The 18933-nt window shown below is 42.5% G+C and carries 20 protein-coding genes; 5 read left to right on the forward strand and 15 right to left on the reverse strand.

Annotated features, from left to right (window positions below; genetic code table 11):
* Nucleotides 1–32: 32 nt before the first annotated feature.
* The 7 genes from tolA to F975_RS06255 are packed head-to-tail and all read right to left on the reverse strand — an operon-like array spanning nucleotide 33 to nucleotide 5975.
* Nucleotides 33–1409: a cell envelope integrity protein TolA gene (gene tolA, locus F975_RS06225; protein ID WP_004751426.1), complete on the reverse strand. Its 1377-nt coding sequence runs from the start codon at nucleotides 1407–1409 to the stop codon at nucleotides 33–35.
* A gap of 3 nt (nucleotides 1410–1412) precedes the next feature.
* Nucleotides 1413–1865, reverse strand: coding sequence for a protein TolR (tolR, locus tag F975_RS06230; protein ID WP_004751428.1), 453 nt, complete (start codon nucleotides 1863–1865; stop codon nucleotides 1413–1415).
* A complete protein-coding gene (gene tolQ / locus F975_RS06235) occupies nucleotides 1865–2563 on the reverse strand; it encodes a protein TolQ (RefSeq protein ID WP_004751429.1) in 699 nt (232 codons plus the stop codon). The genes tolR and tolQ overlap by 1 nt, the downstream gene beginning before the upstream one ends.
* A 15-nt stretch (nucleotides 2564–2578) precedes the next feature.
* Entirely contained in the window at nucleotides 2579–2992 is a 414-nt protein-coding gene (gene ybgC / locus F975_RS06240; protein ID WP_004751432.1) for a tol-pal system-associated acyl-CoA thioesterase, read from the reverse strand.
* 15 nt (nucleotides 2993–3007) lie between these two features.
* A complete protein-coding gene (ruvB, locus tag F975_RS06245) occupies nucleotides 3008–4006 on the reverse strand; it encodes a Holliday junction branch migration DNA helicase RuvB (RefSeq protein WP_034425812.1) in 999 nt (332 codons plus the stop codon).
* An 8-nt stretch (nucleotides 4007–4014) separates the two neighbouring features.
* On the reverse strand, nucleotides 4015–4617 hold the full coding sequence (gene ruvA, locus F975_RS06250) for a Holliday junction branch migration protein RuvA (RefSeq protein WP_004751436.1): 603 nt from the start codon (nucleotides 4615–4617) through the stop codon (nucleotides 4015–4017).
* Nucleotides 4618–4634: 17 nt separating this feature from the next.
* Nucleotides 4635–5975 carry a deoxyguanosinetriphosphate triphosphohydrolase gene (locus F975_RS06255; RefSeq protein ID WP_004751437.1) on the reverse strand — a complete coding sequence of 447 codons (1341 nt, stop codon included), beginning with the start codon at nucleotides 5973–5975 and terminating at the stop codon, nucleotides 4635–4637.
* A 186-nt stretch (nucleotides 5976–6161) separates the two neighbouring features.
* Between F975_RS06255 and F975_RS06260 the strand changes: the two genes are divergently transcribed.
* The 4 genes from F975_RS06260 to F975_RS06275 all read left to right on the forward strand — a co-directional run bounded on the left by F975_RS06260 (nucleotide 6162) and on the right by F975_RS06275 (nucleotide 12243).
* Nucleotides 6162–6866, forward strand: a complete 705-nt coding sequence (locus F975_RS06260; RefSeq protein WP_004751440.1) for a VIT1/CCC1 transporter family protein — start codon at nucleotides 6162–6164, stop codon at nucleotides 6864–6866.
* Between the two features lie 399 nt (nucleotides 6867–7265).
* A complete protein-coding gene (gene purL / locus F975_RS06265) occupies nucleotides 7266–11102 on the forward strand; it encodes a phosphoribosylformylglycinamidine synthase (protein ID WP_004751442.1) in 3837 nt (1278 codons plus the stop codon).
* 113 nt (nucleotides 11103–11215) lie between these two features.
* A complete protein-coding gene (locus F975_RS06270; protein WP_004751444.1) occupies nucleotides 11216–11899 on the forward strand; it encodes a hypothetical protein in 684 nt (227 codons plus the stop codon).
* A 20-nt stretch (nucleotides 11900–11919) separates the two neighbouring features.
* Nucleotides 11920–12243: a YqfO family protein gene (locus F975_RS06275; RefSeq protein WP_004751445.1), complete on the forward strand. Its 324-nt coding sequence runs from the start codon at nucleotides 11920–11922 to the stop codon at nucleotides 12241–12243.
* Nucleotides 12244–12424: 181 nt separating this feature from the next.
* Here F975_RS06275 and F975_RS06280 read toward each other — a convergent pair whose 3' ends face one another.
* The gene (locus F975_RS06280; protein WP_004751447.1) at nucleotides 12425–13183 is read right to left on the reverse strand and encodes a nitroreductase family protein; all 759 of its coding nucleotides are present in this window, start codon (nucleotides 13181–13183) and stop codon (nucleotides 12425–12427) included.
* 121 nt (nucleotides 13184–13304) lie between these two features.
* Nucleotides 13305–14156 carry an enoyl-CoA hydratase-related protein gene (locus tag F975_RS06285; protein ID WP_004751450.1) on the reverse strand — a complete coding sequence of 284 codons (852 nt, stop codon included), beginning with the start codon at nucleotides 14154–14156 and terminating at the stop codon, nucleotides 13305–13307.
* Between the two features lie 117 nt (nucleotides 14157–14273).
* Here F975_RS06285 and F975_RS06290 point away from each other — a divergent pair, with 117 nt between their 5' ends.
* On the forward strand, nucleotides 14274–14837 hold the full coding sequence (locus F975_RS06290; RefSeq protein ID WP_171063165.1) for a nicotinate-nicotinamide nucleotide adenylyltransferase: 564 nt from the start codon (nucleotides 14274–14276) through the stop codon (nucleotides 14835–14837).
* 33 nt (nucleotides 14838–14870) lie between these two features.
* Here the strand turns inward: F975_RS06290 and F975_RS06295 are convergent, their stop codons facing one another.
* From F975_RS06295 to dapD, 6 genes are all read right to left on the reverse strand, one after another.
* Nucleotides 14871–15332: a peroxiredoxin gene (locus tag F975_RS06295; RefSeq protein ID WP_004751454.1), complete on the reverse strand. Its 462-nt coding sequence runs from the start codon at nucleotides 15330–15332 to the stop codon at nucleotides 14871–14873.
* 9 nt (nucleotides 15333–15341) lie between these two features.
* Entirely contained in the window at nucleotides 15342–16034 is a 693-nt protein-coding gene (locus tag F975_RS06300; RefSeq protein ID WP_004751456.1) for a Dph6-related ATP pyrophosphatase, read from the reverse strand.
* 93 nt (nucleotides 16035–16127) lie between these two features.
* A complete protein-coding gene (locus F975_RS06305; RefSeq protein WP_004751458.1) occupies nucleotides 16128–16532 on the reverse strand; it encodes a hypothetical protein in 405 nt (134 codons plus the stop codon).
* A gap of 12 nt (nucleotides 16533–16544) precedes the next feature.
* The gene (gene queC, locus F975_RS06310; protein WP_004751462.1) at nucleotides 16545–17216 is read right to left on the reverse strand and encodes a 7-cyano-7-deazaguanine synthase QueC; all 672 of its coding nucleotides are present in this window, start codon (nucleotides 17214–17216) and stop codon (nucleotides 16545–16547) included.
* 22 nt (nucleotides 17217–17238) lie between these two features.
* On the reverse strand, nucleotides 17239–17949 hold the full coding sequence (queE, locus tag F975_RS06315; RefSeq protein WP_004751463.1) for a 7-carboxy-7-deazaguanine synthase QueE: 711 nt from the start codon (nucleotides 17947–17949) through the stop codon (nucleotides 17239–17241).
* 114 nt (nucleotides 17950–18063) lie between these two features.
* Complete coding sequence (gene dapD, locus F975_RS06320) at nucleotides 18064–18885, reverse strand: 2,3,4,5-tetrahydropyridine-2,6-dicarboxylate N-succinyltransferase (RefSeq protein ID WP_004751466.1); 822 nt, start codon at nucleotides 18883–18885, stop codon at nucleotides 18064–18066.
* Nucleotides 18886–18933 lie beyond the last annotated feature (48 nt).

Genomic DNA, 18933 nt, shown 5'->3' on the forward strand with positions numbered 1-18933 from the left:
ACCTTCTTGAGAAGATCATACTTGTTTTGAGATTATCTTGCTGTAAATGTGGCACTAAAGCTTTGTGCTTCTCGACGTGCATCGAGGTCACTTGGCATCGGGTAAGGTGCAGCACGGCGAACAGCAGCTTCTACACTGGCTTTTACATCTGGATCACTTGAACTGACAAGGACTGATGCCACAGAACCTGATGCTGTTAAGGTTACACGCACACTGGCTGTTTTCCCTATAGAACCTGATGGAACATCCCAAACACTTTTGATTTTATTTTGAAAATCACGCTTTGCAGTTGAAGCAATATGCTTAGCTTCTGCCTTTTTATTGGCAGCATCTTTAGTGGCTTGAGCTTTCGCATCTGCATCTGCTTTGGCTTTCGCATCAGCCACCGCCTGTTTTTTGGCTTCTAATGCAGCTTGATGTTTAGCGTCTGCATCGGCTTTGCGTTTTTCATCAGCAGCTTTGGCTTTCGCATCAGCAGCCGCCTGTTTTTTAGCTTCTAATGCCGCTTGATGTTTTGCCTCCGCAGCCGCTTTAAGTCGTGCATCAGCAACGGCTTGTTTTTGTGCATCAAGAGTGGCTTGGCGTTTAGCATCCGCTGCAGCCTGTTTTTTGGCTTCTAATGCAGCTTGATGTTTAGCGTCTGCATCGGCTTTGCGTTTTTCATCAGCAGCTTTGGCTTTCGCATCAGCAGCCGCCTGTTTTTTAGCTTCTAATGCCGCTTGATGTTTTGCGTCTGCGTCGGCTTTACGTTTTGCATCAGCAGCCTTGGCTTTCGCATCAGCAGCCGCCTGTTTTTTAGCTTCTAATGCTGCTTGGTGTTTTGCCTCCGCAGCCGCTTTAAGTCGTGCATCAGCAACGGCTTGTTTTTGTGCATCAAGAGTGGCTTGGCGTTTAGCATCCGCTGCAGCCTGTTTTTTGGCTTCAAGTGCAGCTTGGTGTTTTGCTTCGGCTGCTGCTTGTTTTTGTGCCTCGGCAGCCTGATGTTTTGCGTCAGCATCAGCCTGCTTTTTAGCTTCTATAGCGGCTTTTGCATCTGCTTGTTTTTGAGCATTTAATGCTGCCTGATGCTTGGCGGCTTCGGCTGCCGCCACTGTTGCAGCAAGTGCGGCAAGCTGTTTAGTATCAGCAGAGCTTGATTTGGCTTGTGGCTCAGGTGTTGGCTCTGGTTTTTCTACAGCCTTGGCTGCAGCTTGAGTTGAATCTTGTTCAGGTGCGGTGGCTGTTTCAGTATTTTCTGTTTGTGGCAAAGTACTTGGATCAACCAAATAAGTTTTTAATTTTTTTGGCGGTTCAGGTGGTTTGCTTAAGCCTAAATACAATAATCCCACAACAGCAATCACGTGTATGCCAAGGGTAAATCCGATGGCGATCGCTTTTTGCTGAAAAGGTGGTTTTTGAATCTGTTTCATAAGTTACTTCACTGGCTCAGTGAGTAAGCCAACTTGTTCTAATCCTGCTTGTTGCAAGTTTGCCATGAGTGTGACCACATCGCCATATGGGCGTGATTTGTCACCATTAACCAATACATTAAGCTGAGTATGGTTTTGGCTGGCTTGCTGCTGGGCCTTGCTCAGAATATCTTTGAGTTGATCAAGCGAAAGTGGCTGATCATTATGATGATCCTGATAGTTTAAATAATAATTTCCATCTTTATTTAAACTGACAATAGCAGGGGTGTCTTTAGATTCAAACGGGGTGCTGCTGGCTTGAGGTAAATCTACCTTTATGCTGCTGGTAATCATTGGCGCAGTCACCATAAAAATCACCAGCAAAACCAGCATGACATCAATGTAAGGTACAACATTCATGTCACTTTTTAGAGGTTTTTTAATACGCTCGAAGCGTCCAGAACGTTGGATTGCCATTATTCAGCATCCTGTGTGGTACTGAAAGATTGACGTTGCAGAAGTGCAATCATTTCTTCTGAAAATAACGCGCGGTCTGAGTACACTGCTTCACTTTTTGCAGTGAAATGGTTAAATGACAGTACAGCAGGAATCGCAGCAAATAAGCCAATTGCGGTTGCAACCAAGGCTTCTGCAATACCAGGAGCAACGGTTGCCAAAGTGACTTGTTCAACCGCAGCCAAGCCAATAAAGGCATTCATAATGCCCCAGACTGTGCCAAATAAACCAATATATGGTGCAACCGAACCGATACTTGCTAAAGCACTGAGTCCAGATTCCATATAGCTTTGATCACGACTTAAGCCAACACGTAAAATGCGTTCTGTGCCTTCTATAGTTTGTACCAAAGGTGCATGGCGTTTCTTAAGTTTTAAAAACTCTCCAAAGCCTTGATAGAAAATATCTTCTAAACCATGACGTTTTGAATTGAGCTGTGCATTATTGTACAGGGTACTGAGTTCAGCGCCCGACCAGAAAATTTTCTGAAAATGTTCATCTTGTTGCTGGGCTTTTCTAAAGCCTAAATATAATCTGGCAATCAAGTACCAGCTATATAGCGAAGCCAAAAACAGTAGCAGCATAACAGCTTGAACAACGGGGCTTGCTTGCAAAACTAAATCGGAAATATGCAGGGTAGCAGTTACTTGATTTGCCATAGTACAACAGGTCACTTATGCTTTTTCTTGATCCAATTGTTCTTGAATCAACTGACGGAGATAATCGGGAAGTCGACGTGGACGCATCTCTTTGCTTAGGCACGCGAGTTCAACTTCACCAGAAGCCAGCAAGATTTCATCACGATAAATTTCTTGTTGCAATACAAATGACGCAGTTTTACAAGAAATAACACGCGCAGTTACAGTGATCAGGTTATCCATCAGAATAGGACGGTGATATTTGATATCAATTTTATGGACAACAAAGTTGTAATCGGTTTGATGCCAGTAATGATCAATGCCTGAAGCACGTAACCATTCGGTACGAGTACGCTCCATATAACGAATATGGTTGGCATGATAAACAATGCCTCCAGCATCGGTATCTTCAATGTAAACACGTATTTTGAACTCAAAACGATTAGTCATAAATGTTTTCCATAATTACGTTTCAGGTGGAGTCAATCCAAATTGTAAATAAGATTGATTGGTCGCAATTCGGCCACGCGCGGTACGCATGACAAAACCTTGTTGAATCAAATAGGGTTCAATTACATCTTCAAGCGTGCCACTGTCTTCAGCCATAGCTGCAGCTAGCGCTTCAATTCCTGCTGGCCCACCATCGAAGCGCTCCAGCAACATACTCAAATAGCGGCGATCAAGGGTGTCTAAGCCTGCTTTGTCGACATTGAGCATATTAAGGGCACGCTGCGCCATGTCTTGAGTGACTTCACCAGTGCCTTTGACCTGTGCATAATCTCGTACACGACGTAACAAGCGGTTGGCAATACGCGGTGTACCGCGAGCGCGGCGAGCGATTTCTGCTGAACCTTCGGGCGTCATTGGGACATCCATCAGCATGGCTGAACGGCTGACAATTGAGGTGAGGTCTTCTACAGAGTAAAATTCAAGGCGCTGTACAATGCCAAAACGGTCGCGTAATGGTGAAGTGAGTAAGCCCGCGCGTGTCGTTGCAGCCACTAAAGTAAACGGCGGTAAATCGAGTTTAATCGAACGCGCAGCAGGACCTTCACCAATCATGATGTCGAGCTGATAATCTTCCATGGCAGGATAGAGAATTTCTTCAATCACTGGAGAAAGACGATGAATTTCATCAATAAACAGCACATCACCTTCTTCGAGGTTGGTTAACAGTGCTGCCAAATCACCTGCACGTTCAAGGACTGGACCAGAGGTGGATTTGAGATTACCACCCATTTCACGGGCAATAATATTGGCAAGTGTGGTTTTTCCCAGACCTGGAGGACCAAAAATCAAGGTGTGATCCAGTGCTTCGCCGCGACCACGGGCTGCACCAATGAAAATTTCCATTTGCTCGCAGACAACAGGCTGCCCGACATAATCGGCAAGTGTTGCTGGTCGAATGGCCCGATCCATATGATCTTCTGTTTTTTCTACACTACTAATTAATCGATCTTGCATGGTGCTTATCATTTCATCATGGATTTAAGTGCTGCACGAATCAGGTCTGCGACATCGGTATATTGATCTTTGACTAAAGCAATTGCTTTTTGCGCTTCGGCAGGTCTATAGCCCAAAGACTGTAATGCTGCTTCGGCTTCTGCAACTGCAGAATTGCCAGAAAGTTGTAAAGTGCTATTTGGATGATTCTGTGTCTGATAACCAGATAGCCCTTTAACGCGATCTCTTAATTCAATTAATAAACGTTCAGCAGTTTTCTTGCCCACTCCAGGTACTTTGACCAAAGTGTTTACGTCATCATGTTCAATCGTTTGAATGAGTAGTTCGACACTTAATGTGGATAAAATCCCCAGTGCCATTTTTGGACCTACACCATTAACCTTGAGTAAAGTTTTAAAAATACTTTTTTCTTGAGTATCTAAAAAACCATACAATTGCTGTGCATCTTCACGCACAACGAGGTGTGTCCATAGTGTCACTTTTTGCCCCTTTTGTAATTGGCAAAAAGTTGAAAGTGGCGTATCAATTTCATAACCGACACCATTCACATTTAATAAAACGCTTGGTGCAGTTTCGATGGAGATAATTTCGCCAATTAAGCAGCCAATCATGTCAATATTTCCTGAAATTATATAAAAGAGGTTGGTCGACCTTGCAAAACTTGCGCGAGGTCATATGCTTCATGGTCTGAAAACTTACTGATAATATCGAGCACCTGCATGATGTTTTGGTAGTGATTTACCCCAAAATTTGCGCCAGATTGCTGCAAAATTGACATCATACGCTGATCTTTAAAGCTCAGTTGCTTGTTTGGAACAGTCAGTGGAATAAAGGCATCGAGAATAGATTGTAAACTCATGTGTGCAACAATTTCTAAATCTAGTTTTTGTCTGTGCTTAAAGATTTTTTCACGTGCCAGATTTTTTGCTTGCTCAATACCCTCTGAAATATCGGCAGAACAGTATTGCAGTAGTGTTCCTTCGAGTTGACCTGTTAAAATCTGGTATTGATGCTTGGCAAAAGCTGTCGTGACCTCATCGACAAGGCGTTTCATGACGCGTCCGCGTAAAGCTGCAATTTTTTGTTGCCATGTACTCCACGGCACAGAGAGTTCGCTAGGTACGCCGTAGTCGGCAATTAAGTTTAAAAAGATCGGTTCAACTTCTGGGTAACTGAGAATGTTTAGGCTAATACCATCTTCTAAGTCAATCAGGGCATAACAAATGTCATCGGCAGCTTCGAGCAAGTAAGTGAGTGGATGACGGCAATAATGATATTCACCCAGTTGAATCAGCCCAAGCTGTTCGGAAATTTCTTTTAAAATTTCTTTTTCGGTCTGGTAGCAGCCAAATTTTGCTCGGTGGTGAGAAGGCTGGTCGCCCTGAGATTCAATGGTTTTAGACAACCATGGATACTTTAAATATGCGCCAATGGTGGCACAGGTTAAACGCATGCCACCGTTGTCAGGATGGTAGTCAACGCGGGTTAGTAAGCGTAAACCTTGTGCATTGCCTTCAAACTGACGTACATCGGCTTGTTCTTCTGGGCTTAATTCGGTGAGAAAGTCGGTGTGTGAAGCATCATCAAACCATTCGCGAATCGCGTATTCACCTGCATGTCCAAACGGTGGATTGCCAATATCATGTGCTAAACAGGCTGCCTGGATGATGGCTCCGACATCGGCAGGGGTAATCCACATGGGTAAATCATCTTTGATTTTTTCGGCTGCCATCATGCCGAGTGAACGTCCGATACAGGAAACTTCGAGTGAATGGGTTAGACGTGTATGTACGCCATCATGTTGGGTAAGGGGATGTACTTGAGTTTTTCTATTTAATTGACGGAAACTTTGTGAAAAAATAATGCGATCATAATCTTTATGAAATGGGCTGCGTCCTAATTCGTTGCGACTTTTTTTTGTACCTAAACGGATTGCTGATAGCAATTCTAACCAACGCATTTGTCTCATGAATTCAGTTTTTATTCCTTGTAAAAAGACATCATGCCAAAAAAGCGCTATAGACTCTAGAGCATAACGTCATGACTTGTCGTAATTGCAGATGCTGCGCAGTTTATCTCGTATAAATGTCGAAGCAATGACTAATTTCTGCTATATAAAAGCTAAGTACAATCATAAAATTTAGAGTCGATAATAATGACACGACATTCTTCTCATACCGAAAAACATTATACCGAACGCTCAGGTTGGTTACGTGCTGCGGTACTCGGTGCAAATGATGGCATTATTTCTGTGACCAGTTTGGTGATCGGAATTGCCGCAAGTGGTGCATCTGCACAAACATTACTGGTGAGCTGTATTGCAGGTTTGATTTCGGGTGCTGTATCCATGGCGGCAGGTGAATACATTTCAGTTAAGTCACAACAAGACATTGAGCAAGCTGACCTGAAAATGGAAGCGCATGAATTGCATCACAATCCAGATCAGGAACTTAAAGAACTCACCAGAATCTATGTACAGCGTGGTTTGGAGGCGAGTTTGGCTGTTGAAGTGGCTAAACAACTGACGGCACATGACGCTTTACAAGCCCATGCCCGTGATGAAATCGGGATTTTTGAACAAACACTAGCGCAACCTTTGCAAGCCGCCTTTTCTTCAGCTTTTTCATTTTCTGTAGGTGCGGTGTGTCCACTGTTGGCAATCCTGATTTTTCCTGCGCACTGGATTCAAATTGGTGTGGGCAGTGTGGGGATTATTTCTTTGGGAATTTTAGGTGCACTGGCCAGTTATGTCGGAGGAAATAGCGTTTGGAAAGGTGCGTTACGAGTTGTGGTTTGGGGGATTTTGGCGATGCTGTTTAGTTTCTGGGTTGGTTCGTTATTTGATGTTGAGGTGCATTAATATAAGCGTGGAGATCGTGCTTTGAATGTGTATTTATAAACTTGCGACTGATAATTGAGATTTTAATTTTCCTTTGTACTCCAGTTATGGGGGAAATACAACGAGAGTATAAATCATAGAAAGAGGACTATTTTCTATTTGAATTTGAACAGAGACCACAGAAAAAGTCCTTTCTGTTGTCTATTTGTTATACAGTTGGTTCGATTTGAAAAAAAAATTGCATTTAAAATAAGCAATCTAAAAAAATATTTTGTAAAAATAAAGACTTCTTTGAAATTCGATTACATAATTTTATTTCTTGATCTAGCCGATTTGGGCTTTTCACAGTAGAATATGCGCTCTCTCTAAGTCACATTGCGGTAACGTCATTAATGACAAGCCCGTGGAGCTAAAATCAACATGTTTATCGTGGCCGGTGCCTCAGCGCATTCCTCTTTTAAGAAAACTCAACTATTATCACGTTTGACGTCAATTAGTTCTGTTCAGTCTTTTGATAGCCAATGGGTTTATCTGTTTGATCAAGCGCTCAACGAGCAGCAATATCAGTCAGCTTTACAACTTTTAAATGATGGTCAGTCTTTTGAGTTGCGTCAGGCTGCAGCCGACGAAATTCAAATTTTAGTGACTCCACGTGTCGGGACAATTTCGCCGTGGTCATCTAAAGCTACCGATATTTTCAAAAACTGTAATACACCTGTGCACCGCTTAGAACGTGGTCTTTTATTTACTCTAAAAGGCGTAAGTGATGTTTCAAAAGCTGTAAAGCTCGTATTGCATGACCGCATGACAGAGACTGTGTTTGATCAGATTGAAGATGCTCAAGCACTATTTTCAGAGACTGCACCAAAGCCACTCAATGCAATTGATATTTTGGGTGAAGGTAAAGATGCATTGGTTAAAGCGAACCAAGAGTTTGGTTTTGCATTGTCAGAGCAAGAAATTGATTACCTGACTGCGGCTTTCACCAAATTGGGTCGTAACCCGAACGACATCGAATTGATGATGTTTGCTCAAGCCAACTCTGAGCACTGCCGTCATAAAATCTTTGGTTCTGAATGGACAATTGATGGCGAGAAACAGCCATTGTCTTTGTTCCAGATGATTAAAAACACTTATAAAGAATCACCAAATGATGTGTTGTCAGCATATAAAGACAATGCTTCGGTGATTGTTGGTTATGACACTATGCGTTTTTATCCAAAACAAGACGCAGCAACAGGTCATTACATTTATAAATACAAGAGCCAAGCCGCACACATCCTCATGAAAGTGGAAACCCACAACCACCCGACTGCAATTTCTCCATTTGCAGGTGCGGCAACAGGTTCTGGTGGTGAAATCCGTGATGAAGGCGCGACAGGTCGTGGTGGTAAGCCAAAAGCAGGTTTAACAGGCTTTACTGTATCTAACCTGAACATTCCTGGTTTTGAACAGCCTTGGGAAGACAACTACGGCAAACCTTCACGTATGGCATCGCCATTACAAATCATGATTGAAGGTCCTTTGGGTGGCGCAGCGTTTAACAACGAATTTGGTCGTCCAAACCTGAACGGTTACTTCCGTACCTTCGAACAAAATGTTAATGGTGAAGTGAAAGGTTTCCATAAGCCAATCATGATCGCAGGTGGTTACGGTAATATTCGTCCTGACCATGTCGAGAAAGATGCGATTCAACCAGGCGATTTGCTGATTGTACTTGGTGGGCCTGCCATGTTGATCGGTCTTGGCGGTGGTGCTGCGTCTTCTGTTGATAGCGGTACGATGGGTGAAAGCCTTGACTTTGCTTCTGTACAACGTGAAAACCCAGAAATGGAACGCCGTTGCCAAGAAGTCATCGATACTTGCTGGCGCTTGGAAGACTTCAACCCAATCGTTTCTGTTCATGACGTAGGTGCTGGTGGTTTATCCAATGCTATGCCTGAACTGGTGAATGATCACGAGTTGGGGGCAGTGTTGAACTTGCGTAAGATTCCATCGCTTGAGCCTGGCATGAGCCCAATGGAAATCTGGTCAAACGAAGCACAAGAACGTTATGTCTTGGCGATTCATCCAGAGTCTTTGGCACAGTTTGAATCTATTTGCGCGCGCGAACGCTGCCCGTTTGCGGTACTGGGTGAAGCGACTGAAGCACGTCATCTTACTGTTGAAGATCCATTATTTGAGAACAAAGCAGTCGATATCCCAATGCAAGTGATGTTGGGTGGCACGCCACGTATGCAACGTTCTTACGAAACCATTGAACGTCAAGGTAACGAGTTTGATGCATCGAAAGTTGATTTGAAAGATGCGATTTTCCGTGTCTTGAAAAACCCGACTGTTGCATCTAAATCATTCTTGATCACCATCGGTGACCGTTCAATTACAGGTATGGTTGCACGTGATCAAATGGTTGGTCGCTGGCAGGTTCCTGTTGCTGATGCAGCAGTGACTACCACAAGCCTTGAAGGTTATACAGGTGAAGCAATGGCGATGGGCGAACGTCCACCAGTTGCATTGCTTAACCCAGCAGCATCTGCACGTTTGGCAGTGGCTGAAGCAATCTCAAACATCATGTGTGCCAATATTGAACAGATCAGCGACATTAAGTTGTCTGCGAACTGGATGGCAGCAGCAGGTCAAAAAGGCGAAGATCAAGCCTTGTTTGAAGGTGTGAAAGCGATTGGTATGGAAATGTGCCCTACGTTGGGTATTGCTATTCCAGTGGGTAAAGACTCACTTTCAATGCGTACCACTTGGACAGATGAAGGCATCGATAAAGCCGTGACTTCACCTATGACAGGTGTCATTACCGCATTTGCGCCAGTCTTGGATGTTCGTAAAACATTGACACCAGAATTGAAACAGCTTGATGATTCAGTGCTTGTACGTATTGATTTGTCAAAAGGTCAGTTCCGTTTAGGTGGTTCGATCCTTGCTCAAGTTTATAAAGCAATCGGTTCAGTGACACCTGACGTAGACAGTTTTGATGACTTCAAAGCATTCTTTGCATTAGTTCAAGACTGGAACAATCGTGGTCTGATCCAAGCTTACCATGACATCGGTGATGGTGGTTTGTTGGCAACAGTTGCTGAAATGATGTTTGCTTCACGCTTGGGTGTGGCTTTGGAAAACCAAAGCACTGAAAGCCTGTTTGCTGAAGAAATTGGTGCAGTTGTACAAATCAAAACAGCAGACTGGGCAGCACTTGAAGCTGAAGTTGCAGCATCAAGCTTGAAAGATGCAATTACTGTTGTTGGTCAAGTGAATAACAGCGACCAGTTAAGCATCAATGGCTTAACTTTAGACCGTGCAGAGTTACAACAGGCATGGGCAGAAGTTTCACATCAAATCCAGCGTTTACGTGACAACTTTGAAACTGCTGATCAAGAGTTTGCGTTGATTGCAGATAAAAACCACAAAGGTTTGATTGCACAGCCAACATATGACTTGAATGAGCCTGTAGAAGCGCCGTTCCTGAACATGCGCCGTCCAAGCATGGTGATTTTGCGTGAACAAGGCGTTAATGGTCAAACTGAAATGGCGGCTGCATTTGATAAAATTGGCTTTAACACAGTCGATGTTCACATGAGTGATTTGCTTGCAGGTCGAGTTGACTTAAATGACTTCGAAGGCTTAGTGGCTTGCGGTGGCTTCTCTTACGGTGACGTACTGGGTGCTGGCGGTGGCTGGGCAAAATCAGTCTTGTTCAATGCGAAATTGCGTGACCAGTTCGAAAAATTCTTTCATCGTGACGATACCTTTACTTTGGGTGTGTGTAATGGCTGTCAGATGATTTCACAACTTGCACCATTAATTCCTGGTGCAGATGCTTGGCCTCGTTTCCACCGTAACACTTCTGAAGTGTTTGAAGCGCGTGCAGTGAATGTCCGTGTAGAAAAATCAGCTTCTGTATTGTTGCAAGGTATGGAAGGTTCGATTTTACCAATCGCGGTTGCGCATGGTGAAGGTCGTATTGTGGCAAGCGCTGAAAACTTGGCAAGCTTACAAGCAGGACATCAAGTAACTTTACGTTATGTTGATAGCCTTGGTCAACCAACTCAACACTATCCATTGAACCCGAACGGTTCACCAGATGCAATTACAGGTGTAACGTCTAAAGATGGTCGTGCAACGATTATGATGCCGCACCCTGAACGTAACTTCCGTGCGATTCAACATTCTTGGGCGCCAGAAGGCTGGGCAGAAGATGGTGCTTGGTTACGTATGTTCCGTAATGCACGTAAATTTATTGGTTAATCATTGATTTAATCAAGCTAAAAAGCCACCGTAAGGTGGCTTTTTATTTGTTTGTAAATTAGTTTATGCTGAGACTGTTAATTAACTAAATGCGTAAATTGGAAAATAAAAACATGTCTTCAAAGAAATCAGATTTTTCAATTTTTCTCGGTATTTCTCTGAGTTTATTTTGTATAGGTGGGGCAGTATGGTTACTGTTTATTGGAAAGCTTGCAGGAGCTGAGTTTGTTGCATTAGTTTTGGGTGGCATAGTATTAAGTTTAATCATTTATTTTTCTTCGGAAATTCAAGAGTTTTCGATTGCAGGGAATGCAGTCAAACTTAGAGAATTAAAAGATGAAGCGAATCAAACCATTGAAAGCTTAAAACAAGCACGAACCGAGTTATTTAGATTAATGCTGCCACAAACTTTGAATTTTGGTGGTACTTGGAGAGGTTCTTCTAAAGTTGATGAACGTGTAGATGGCTTTTGTCAACTTCATAAAGCAATTCAATCATTTGAGTGCACCATTCAATTAAAGTCAGATATAGAAAAAGTATTAAGAACTCTGATAATAAGCCAATACGGTAATCTAAGCTTTATTCATCAAATGCCAAGGAAAGAGTTAAATGACCCTTTAGATGATTTATGGAAACTACAGGCTTTATCATTACATTTAACAGATGCCATGATTGAAGCGAAGAGAAAATCTACGATTGAATTTATTAAAGTTAAAGAAGATATCTATAATGCGATTGATGTGTATGCAAAACTGTATGTGATCTATAAAGAAATTATGTCATTACCAAATTCATAGCAAACCTAAAGGTTAGCCTTATGCTCAAACTCATTTACTACGTCCCTGAAAGTCATCTCGAATCAACAAAACAAGCCATTTTTGCTGCGGGTGCAGGTGGCATTGGCAACTATGAACAGTGCGCATGGCAGGTTAAAGGTATCGGGCAGTTTAAACCTGTCAAAGGGGCAGATCCATTTTTAGGACAGCTTGATCAGCTCGAACAACTTGAAGAGTGGCGTGTAGAAACCATTGTTCCTGAAGCTCAAGCCAAGCAGGTTGCCCAAGCTCTACAAGCCAGTCATCCTTATGAAGAACCTGCTTTTGAGTTTATTCAAATTTTGGATATTGAGTCACTTTTATGACTACAAATGAACTTTAGAAATGATTTTGTATTGTTTTGATAGTGGTTTACTTTTCATTGGCGAAAAGTAACAAAAGCCCTCTGTTTGATTGATGGTACATCCATGTACCACAATCAAACGGCGACATCCATGTCGCCTTGCGTGTATCGAATAATTGGAAAACCGATAGACAAGAGCGATATTAAACCTTCTGAACAAATAACTCGCGTTCAAAACGGTATTGTGGAAAGAACACACCATCTTCGGCACGTTGCCCAGCACCGATGACCATCACAGGATATTCTTCATCACCAAGCTGTAAAATTTTACGCACGCGAGGTTCATCGAAACCTTCCATCATACAACTGTCAAAACCATAAGCACGGAGTGCTAAAACTAAATTTTCACAGGCAAGGGCAGTGCTTTTAACAGCCCAGAGTTTACGGTCTGCGGGACTAAATGCAGTGACAGGCAGAGGGGTAAATTGTCGAACAACGCTAAAAGCCAGTTTTTTGGCATTGCCAATACTGTTGAACAGCCCTGTTTTGTAGTTGTAAGCAATAAAGCGATAATATTGCTGCACTGCTTTTGGTGCTTTAGGCATTGGAAACTGACTGAGATTTTTCTTCGCCATTTCATCAATACGATCTGTACGTGCCACGCATACAATCAGTTCAGCCGCAGTTCGAGCAGCCAGTTGCCCCATACAGGCTTTCACCAGTTGTGTTTTTTTCTCAGCCGATTGCACCACATAAAACATCCACGGCTGTAAATTTGAGGAATTTGGTGCAAGTAATGCAAGGTCTAAACATTCATCTAAAATTTCAGCAGGAATCGGCGTATCGGTAAATTTTCGCACTGAACGGCGGCTTTCGATGACTTTTTTAAACTGATTGACATCAATATCATCAGGTACAGCCTCATGGTAACGAACTTTGGCTGTGGTTTTCGTAGTGTCCATATTTTAAATATCACAACAAAAAAATCAGGAAAATATTATCTGCCATTCTAAGCGCAGTTGCATGTGGGATTGTGTATTTCGTAAATAGGCAGCTCAGAAAAGAACTGCCTAAAGAGGCTATTTAGTTGAATTTTGAGAAATCAGCTTCGCGCTTTTCCAAGAAAGCATTGACCGCTTCATGCAGTTCAGGTGATTTGACCCGTTGCATAAAAATTTCAGCTTCTTCATCAATCCATTCCAAAATTTCAGGCAGGTTCTGTTTCATAAGTGCTTTGGTTTGCTTAAGCGATGCAATTGGAAGTTTTGCCATATTTTTCGCTGTTTCACTGGCAAAATCATAAACATCATGATGTTCCATCAAGGCCATTAGATGAAATGGTGCACGCAGATGTTCATTTGAAAAAACCTGATTGATTAAGCCAAATTTTTCAGCAGTATGTGCATTGAATTTTTGTGCGGTCAGCAATAGTTCTGCGGCATGATGATAGCCAATTTGTTGTTGCAGAAGTTTGCTTGCGCCACCTTCTGGTGATAATCCAAGACTGACAAATGGTAGCTGAAACACAGCAGATTCATCAGCATAGACCAAGTCTGCATGTAAGAGTAGTGTGACACCAATACCAATCGCCACACCTTTGACTGCAACAATCAGTGGTTTAGAGAGTTTGGCTGCAGATTTGAGCAAGATAAAAGGTGGTTGTTCTGCCGCACTGGTGCTGGTCGGGTTTTGCAGGGAATCTAAAAAATCCTGCATGTCATTGCCTGCGGTAAAGTCATCACCTGCACCACGTAATACAACCACACGAACTTCATCACTGACATTGGCTTGGTCTAAAGCCTGAGAAATCCATAAGTATAGCCCACTATAAATCGCATTTTTGGCAATCGCACGGTCAATGGCGAGAGTGAGTACGCCATGTTCAAGGCTTGCCTGTAAATGCTGATGGGGCTGTGTTAAACAAGTGAGTGTCATTATTCATATCCTTTATTTAGAGTATTTGGTGATTTTTACAAGGTAAATTGTTATGCTTCCGCTGATTCTTTATCATTGCACTTCACCATCCTTTGGTTTAATTATTGATATCCTATGATGTATCGTTTTGATTATCTTGTTTTCATTGGGCGTTTTCAACCATTTCATCTGGCGCATATGCAGACTATTCAGATTGCATTGCAACAAAGCCAGAAGGTGATTATTGCTTTAGGTTCGGCTCAGGCCGAGCGCAGTATCAAAAACCCGTTTCTTGCTCAAGAACGTGAACAGATGATCTTGTCGAATTTTTCTAAGGAAGATCAACAACGTATTGTTTTTGTGCATGTTGTTGATGTCTATGATGATCAGAAATGGGTGAAATTGGTTAAAGATCTGGTGGCAGCCAATACACCTGTTCAGGCTAAAATTGGACTGATTGGTCATTTTAAAGATGACTCATCGTACTATTTGCAACTGTTTCCAGACTGGACTTTGGTCGAGCTGGAAAGTTTAAAAAATTCGATTTCGGCAACACCAATGCGTGAAGCTTATTATCGTGGTGAAATTCAAACCCAGTATTTTCCGCAAGGTACGATTGAGTTTTTACAGCAATTTCAAACAACGTCTGTTTATAGTGAGCTAAGACAGCGTTTTGAACTACAAGACAGTAGTAGTTTTTAAAAAATAGCTAGCATTATTGCTAGCTATTATTTTTTAGGCAGCTTTGAGTGCTTTAAGATCGGCAAGTACTTGCTCGGCATGACCCGCAGCTTTCACCTTACGGTATTCTTTCACTAACTCGCCGTTATGAAAAATAAAGGTGGAGCGTTCAATGCCCATGACCTTTTTGCCATACATATTTTTTTCTTTAATGACATCAAAGTGTTGGCATAAAACTTCTTCTTTATCACTGATCAGATTGATTTTGAGTGCTTGCTTTTCAGTAAAGTTCTGGTGAGATTTTACCGAGTCACGTGAAACTCCAAAAATTGTTGCACCTTGTTCAGTAAACTGATCTTGAATACAAGAAAAATCAATGGCTTGAGTGGTACATCCTGGAGTTGAATCCTTTGGATAAAAATAAACAATGAGCCATTCTGATGCAACTTCAGCTAAGTTGATTTCACCTGTTGTGGTAGGAAAGGCTTGATTTGGAAGTTGAATGCTGTCTGTCATCATCTGTCCTTAAATTTCATGATGTTCTAATGTAAGGGGCAAAAACGCATAATTGTTGTGATACAGAATATCACCTTTGCGAATTGAAAGTGCTTTTTTAAAGATTGGACCATCAATCACCGTGGTATGAAATTCACCTGCTTCACCACAGGGATCAATGCCACGCGCACAAAGTTCTTCTACATACTGGGTGGTCAAAACCCGCCCAAGATCTTCAACTTTCATGCCTAAATATAGGTTTACCGTAACAATAACGCTTTGAAAACCTAAGTCTATAAATTCATGGATAATTTCAAGGCGGTTTTTTTGCCATAGAGGCATGCACAATTTTAACTGGCTTTTATCACAGACTGATTGGTTCCATTCTGCATGACCGAGTAAGTCGATATCCCCAGTGACCAAAACTTCTGCCCCCAATTTTTTTTGCTGGGTGAGTAGTTCAATAAACTGCGCTTCATAGCTTTGCCATGTTGCAGAAGCAGTAAAAATAGGCAACCCAATAGCATCGGCTTGCGCATGGATAATGTCGAGTGACATACCATGTGAACGTGATTTGAGCCCTTGCTCTTCTAGCATCACAATTAAACCTATCGCTTCACCCATTTGCATGGCTTTAAAGAGAGCAAGACTGCTGTCTTTACCTCCACTATAAGAAGCGACAAATTTTTTGTTCTGGGCGTTGGCATTCCATAGCATTTGCATGATTTATGTTCTATCTTCGTTGAAAATAGGTGACCCATAAAAAAACTAGCCACATGATGTGGCTAGTTAATTGAATCACTTAACTGTGATGTCTTACTTCTTTTGTTCTGCTTGTTGCGCATTTTTCATGGCTTCTTCAGACAAAGATTTTAGCTTTGTAGTCAACTGTGGGCCAAAACAAGACTGAACAGCTTTGTTTTGTTGTTGAATAAAAGGAAGTGAGCTTGGGCTTTTCTTCTGGTTGACTGTGCTAATAATTTGCCATTCTTGAGCTTTGGTCAAGCGACCTTCAGCATCGACTTGACATGTACAAAACTTATTGGTTTCTGCTGCAGTCAATTTTCCGCCTTTACCTGCACTTTCTTTACAGTTGCTAATTAGCGTTGCACGAACATTGGTGCTTTTTGACGGATCTTGTGCTGCATGAGACATTGTTGCTGTAAATGCCAATGCAGAAAAAAGAGTAGAAACAATCAGTTTTGAATTTAGGAATTTCATATAACCTGCCTTTTATTGAGGTACGTAACGTGTTGGGTCTTCAACGCCTGCCTGAGCAAAACCTTCTTTACGTAAGCGGCAGCTATCGCATTTACCACAAGCACGCCCCTGGTCGTCAGCTTGATAGCAAGACACTGTTTGACTGTAGTCTACACCATGTTCAAGACCTAAACGTATTATATTCCCTTTAGATAAATGTAACAGAGGTGTTTCAATTTTAAGTGGTTTTCCTTCAACCCCTGCTTTTGTCGCAAGGCTTGCAAGTTGTGCAAACGCTTCAATAAATTCAGGGCGGCAGTCAGGATAACCTGAGTAATCTACAGCATTTACCCCAATCACAATGGCTTCAGCGCCAAAAACTTCTGCTGCAGCCAGTGCATAAGACAGGAAAATCGTGTTACGTGCTGGAACATAAGTGACAGGAATACCTTCCTGAGCCTGTTCTGGAACAGCAATGCTATGGTCAGTGAGTGCCGAACCACCGAGATTACCCAAGTCGATGTTGATAACTCGATGTTCTACACCTGAACGCTGTGCCAGTGCTTTGGCTGCATCAAGTTCAGTGCTTGAGCGTTGCCCATATTGAAAGCTCAGGGCAATACATTCATATCGTGCTTGCGCCCAAGCTAAACAAGTAGTTGAGTCTAAACCACCAGATAATAAAACTATGGCGCGAGGGCGCATATTCATTCTCCAAAAAATTTAATTAACGACCTATTTCATCTTGCCACAACAGTTTATGCAATTGTAACTGAAAACGTACAGGTAAATGATCATCTAAAATCCACTGTGCCAGATCACGGGCAAAGCGTGGCAATTTGGCATTGCCTTTTTCGACAGCAAAAGCGGGGGAGAACCAAACGGTACTGACTTTTTGCTGGAGTTGATACTCTGCAACCTGTTGCTTTGACCATTCATAATCTTCACGGTTACAAATCACAAACTTGATTTGATCTTGGGCGGTGAGCAGGTCTAGGTTGCTGAGCAAATTGCGGTGAGCCTCACCCGAAGTTGGGGTTTTTAAATCAAGGACTTTGGATACGCGTGGATCGACTTTACTGACATCTAATGCACCACTGGTTTCTAAAGATACTTCAAAACCGAGTTCGCACAAGCGATCCAGTAAGGCGATACAGTTGGGCTGTGCCAGTGGTTCACCACCAGTCACACAGATATATGGGGTTTGATAGGCTTGGGCTGTTTCAATAATTTTTTCCAGTGACCAGCGTTCGCCACCTTCAAATGAATAGGTCGTATCACAATAAGTACAACGCAGTGGACAGCCTGTCAAACGGATAAAAACCGTGGGCAATCCTGCGGTATTCGCTTCACCTTGCAGTGAATAGAAAATCTCGGTAATACGTAAGCCTGCAGCAGGATCTGTAACAGGAATCTGAGAGGAGCGAAGCGGATTCATAGCAAAATAACCACAGTATTTAAAAAAACAAAAATCTCTACGATTTTACAACCGTAGAGACGAGGAGCGACTAAAGCTCCGTGGAACAGTTTAAGTTCCGCAACAGTTTAGAGATTACTCGTCGCGAAGCAAATCGTTCAAGCTGGTTTTTGCACGTGTTTGCGCATCAACTTTTTTCACGATAATTGCAGCATACAGGCTGTAAGTACCGCATTTAGACGGAAGGCTACCTGCAACAACAACAGAACCTGCTGGTACACGGCCGTAGTGGATTTCGCCAGTTGCGCGGTCATAAATCTTGGTTGACTGACCAATAAACACGCCCATAGAAATCACAGAACCTTCTTCAACGATCACGCCTTCAACGATTTCAGAACGCGCACCGATGAAACAGTTATCTTCAATGATGGTTGGATTTGCTTGAAGTGGCTCAAGAACACCACCAATCCCTACACCGCCAGACAAGTGTACGTTTTTACCAATTTGTGCACATGAACCTACAGTTGCCCATGTATCAACCATTGTACCTTCGTCAACGTATGCACCGATGTTCACATAAGAAGGCATAAGCACGACATTTTTCGCTTGGAAGCTACCACGACGTGCAACTGCTGGTGGTACTACACGTACGCCAGCTTGTTTAAATTGTTCTTCAGTCCAACCTTTGAATTTAGTGTCTACTTTGTCATAGAAACGAAGGTCGCAAGATTCGATTGGTTTGTTGTCATTCAATTTGAATGATAAAAGCACCGCTTTTTTCAACCATTGGTGAACAACCCACTCACCTTCAATTTTTTCTGCAACACGAAGGCTACCGTTGTCTAAACCTTGAATCGCTTGCTCAACAGCAGCGCGAACTTCAGCAGGACAGTCTGCTGCAGTAAAGTTAGCACGGTTTTCAAAGGCTTGTTCAATAATCGTAGCAAGCTCAGACATATGCTTATCCCAAAATTATGCTCAAAAAATTACAACGATTTTACACTA

Source organism: Acinetobacter brisouisimilis, from assembly GCF_000368265.1.
In the GTDB taxonomy this organism is placed as follows: Bacteria; Pseudomonadota; Gammaproteobacteria; order Pseudomonadales; family Moraxellaceae; genus Acinetobacter.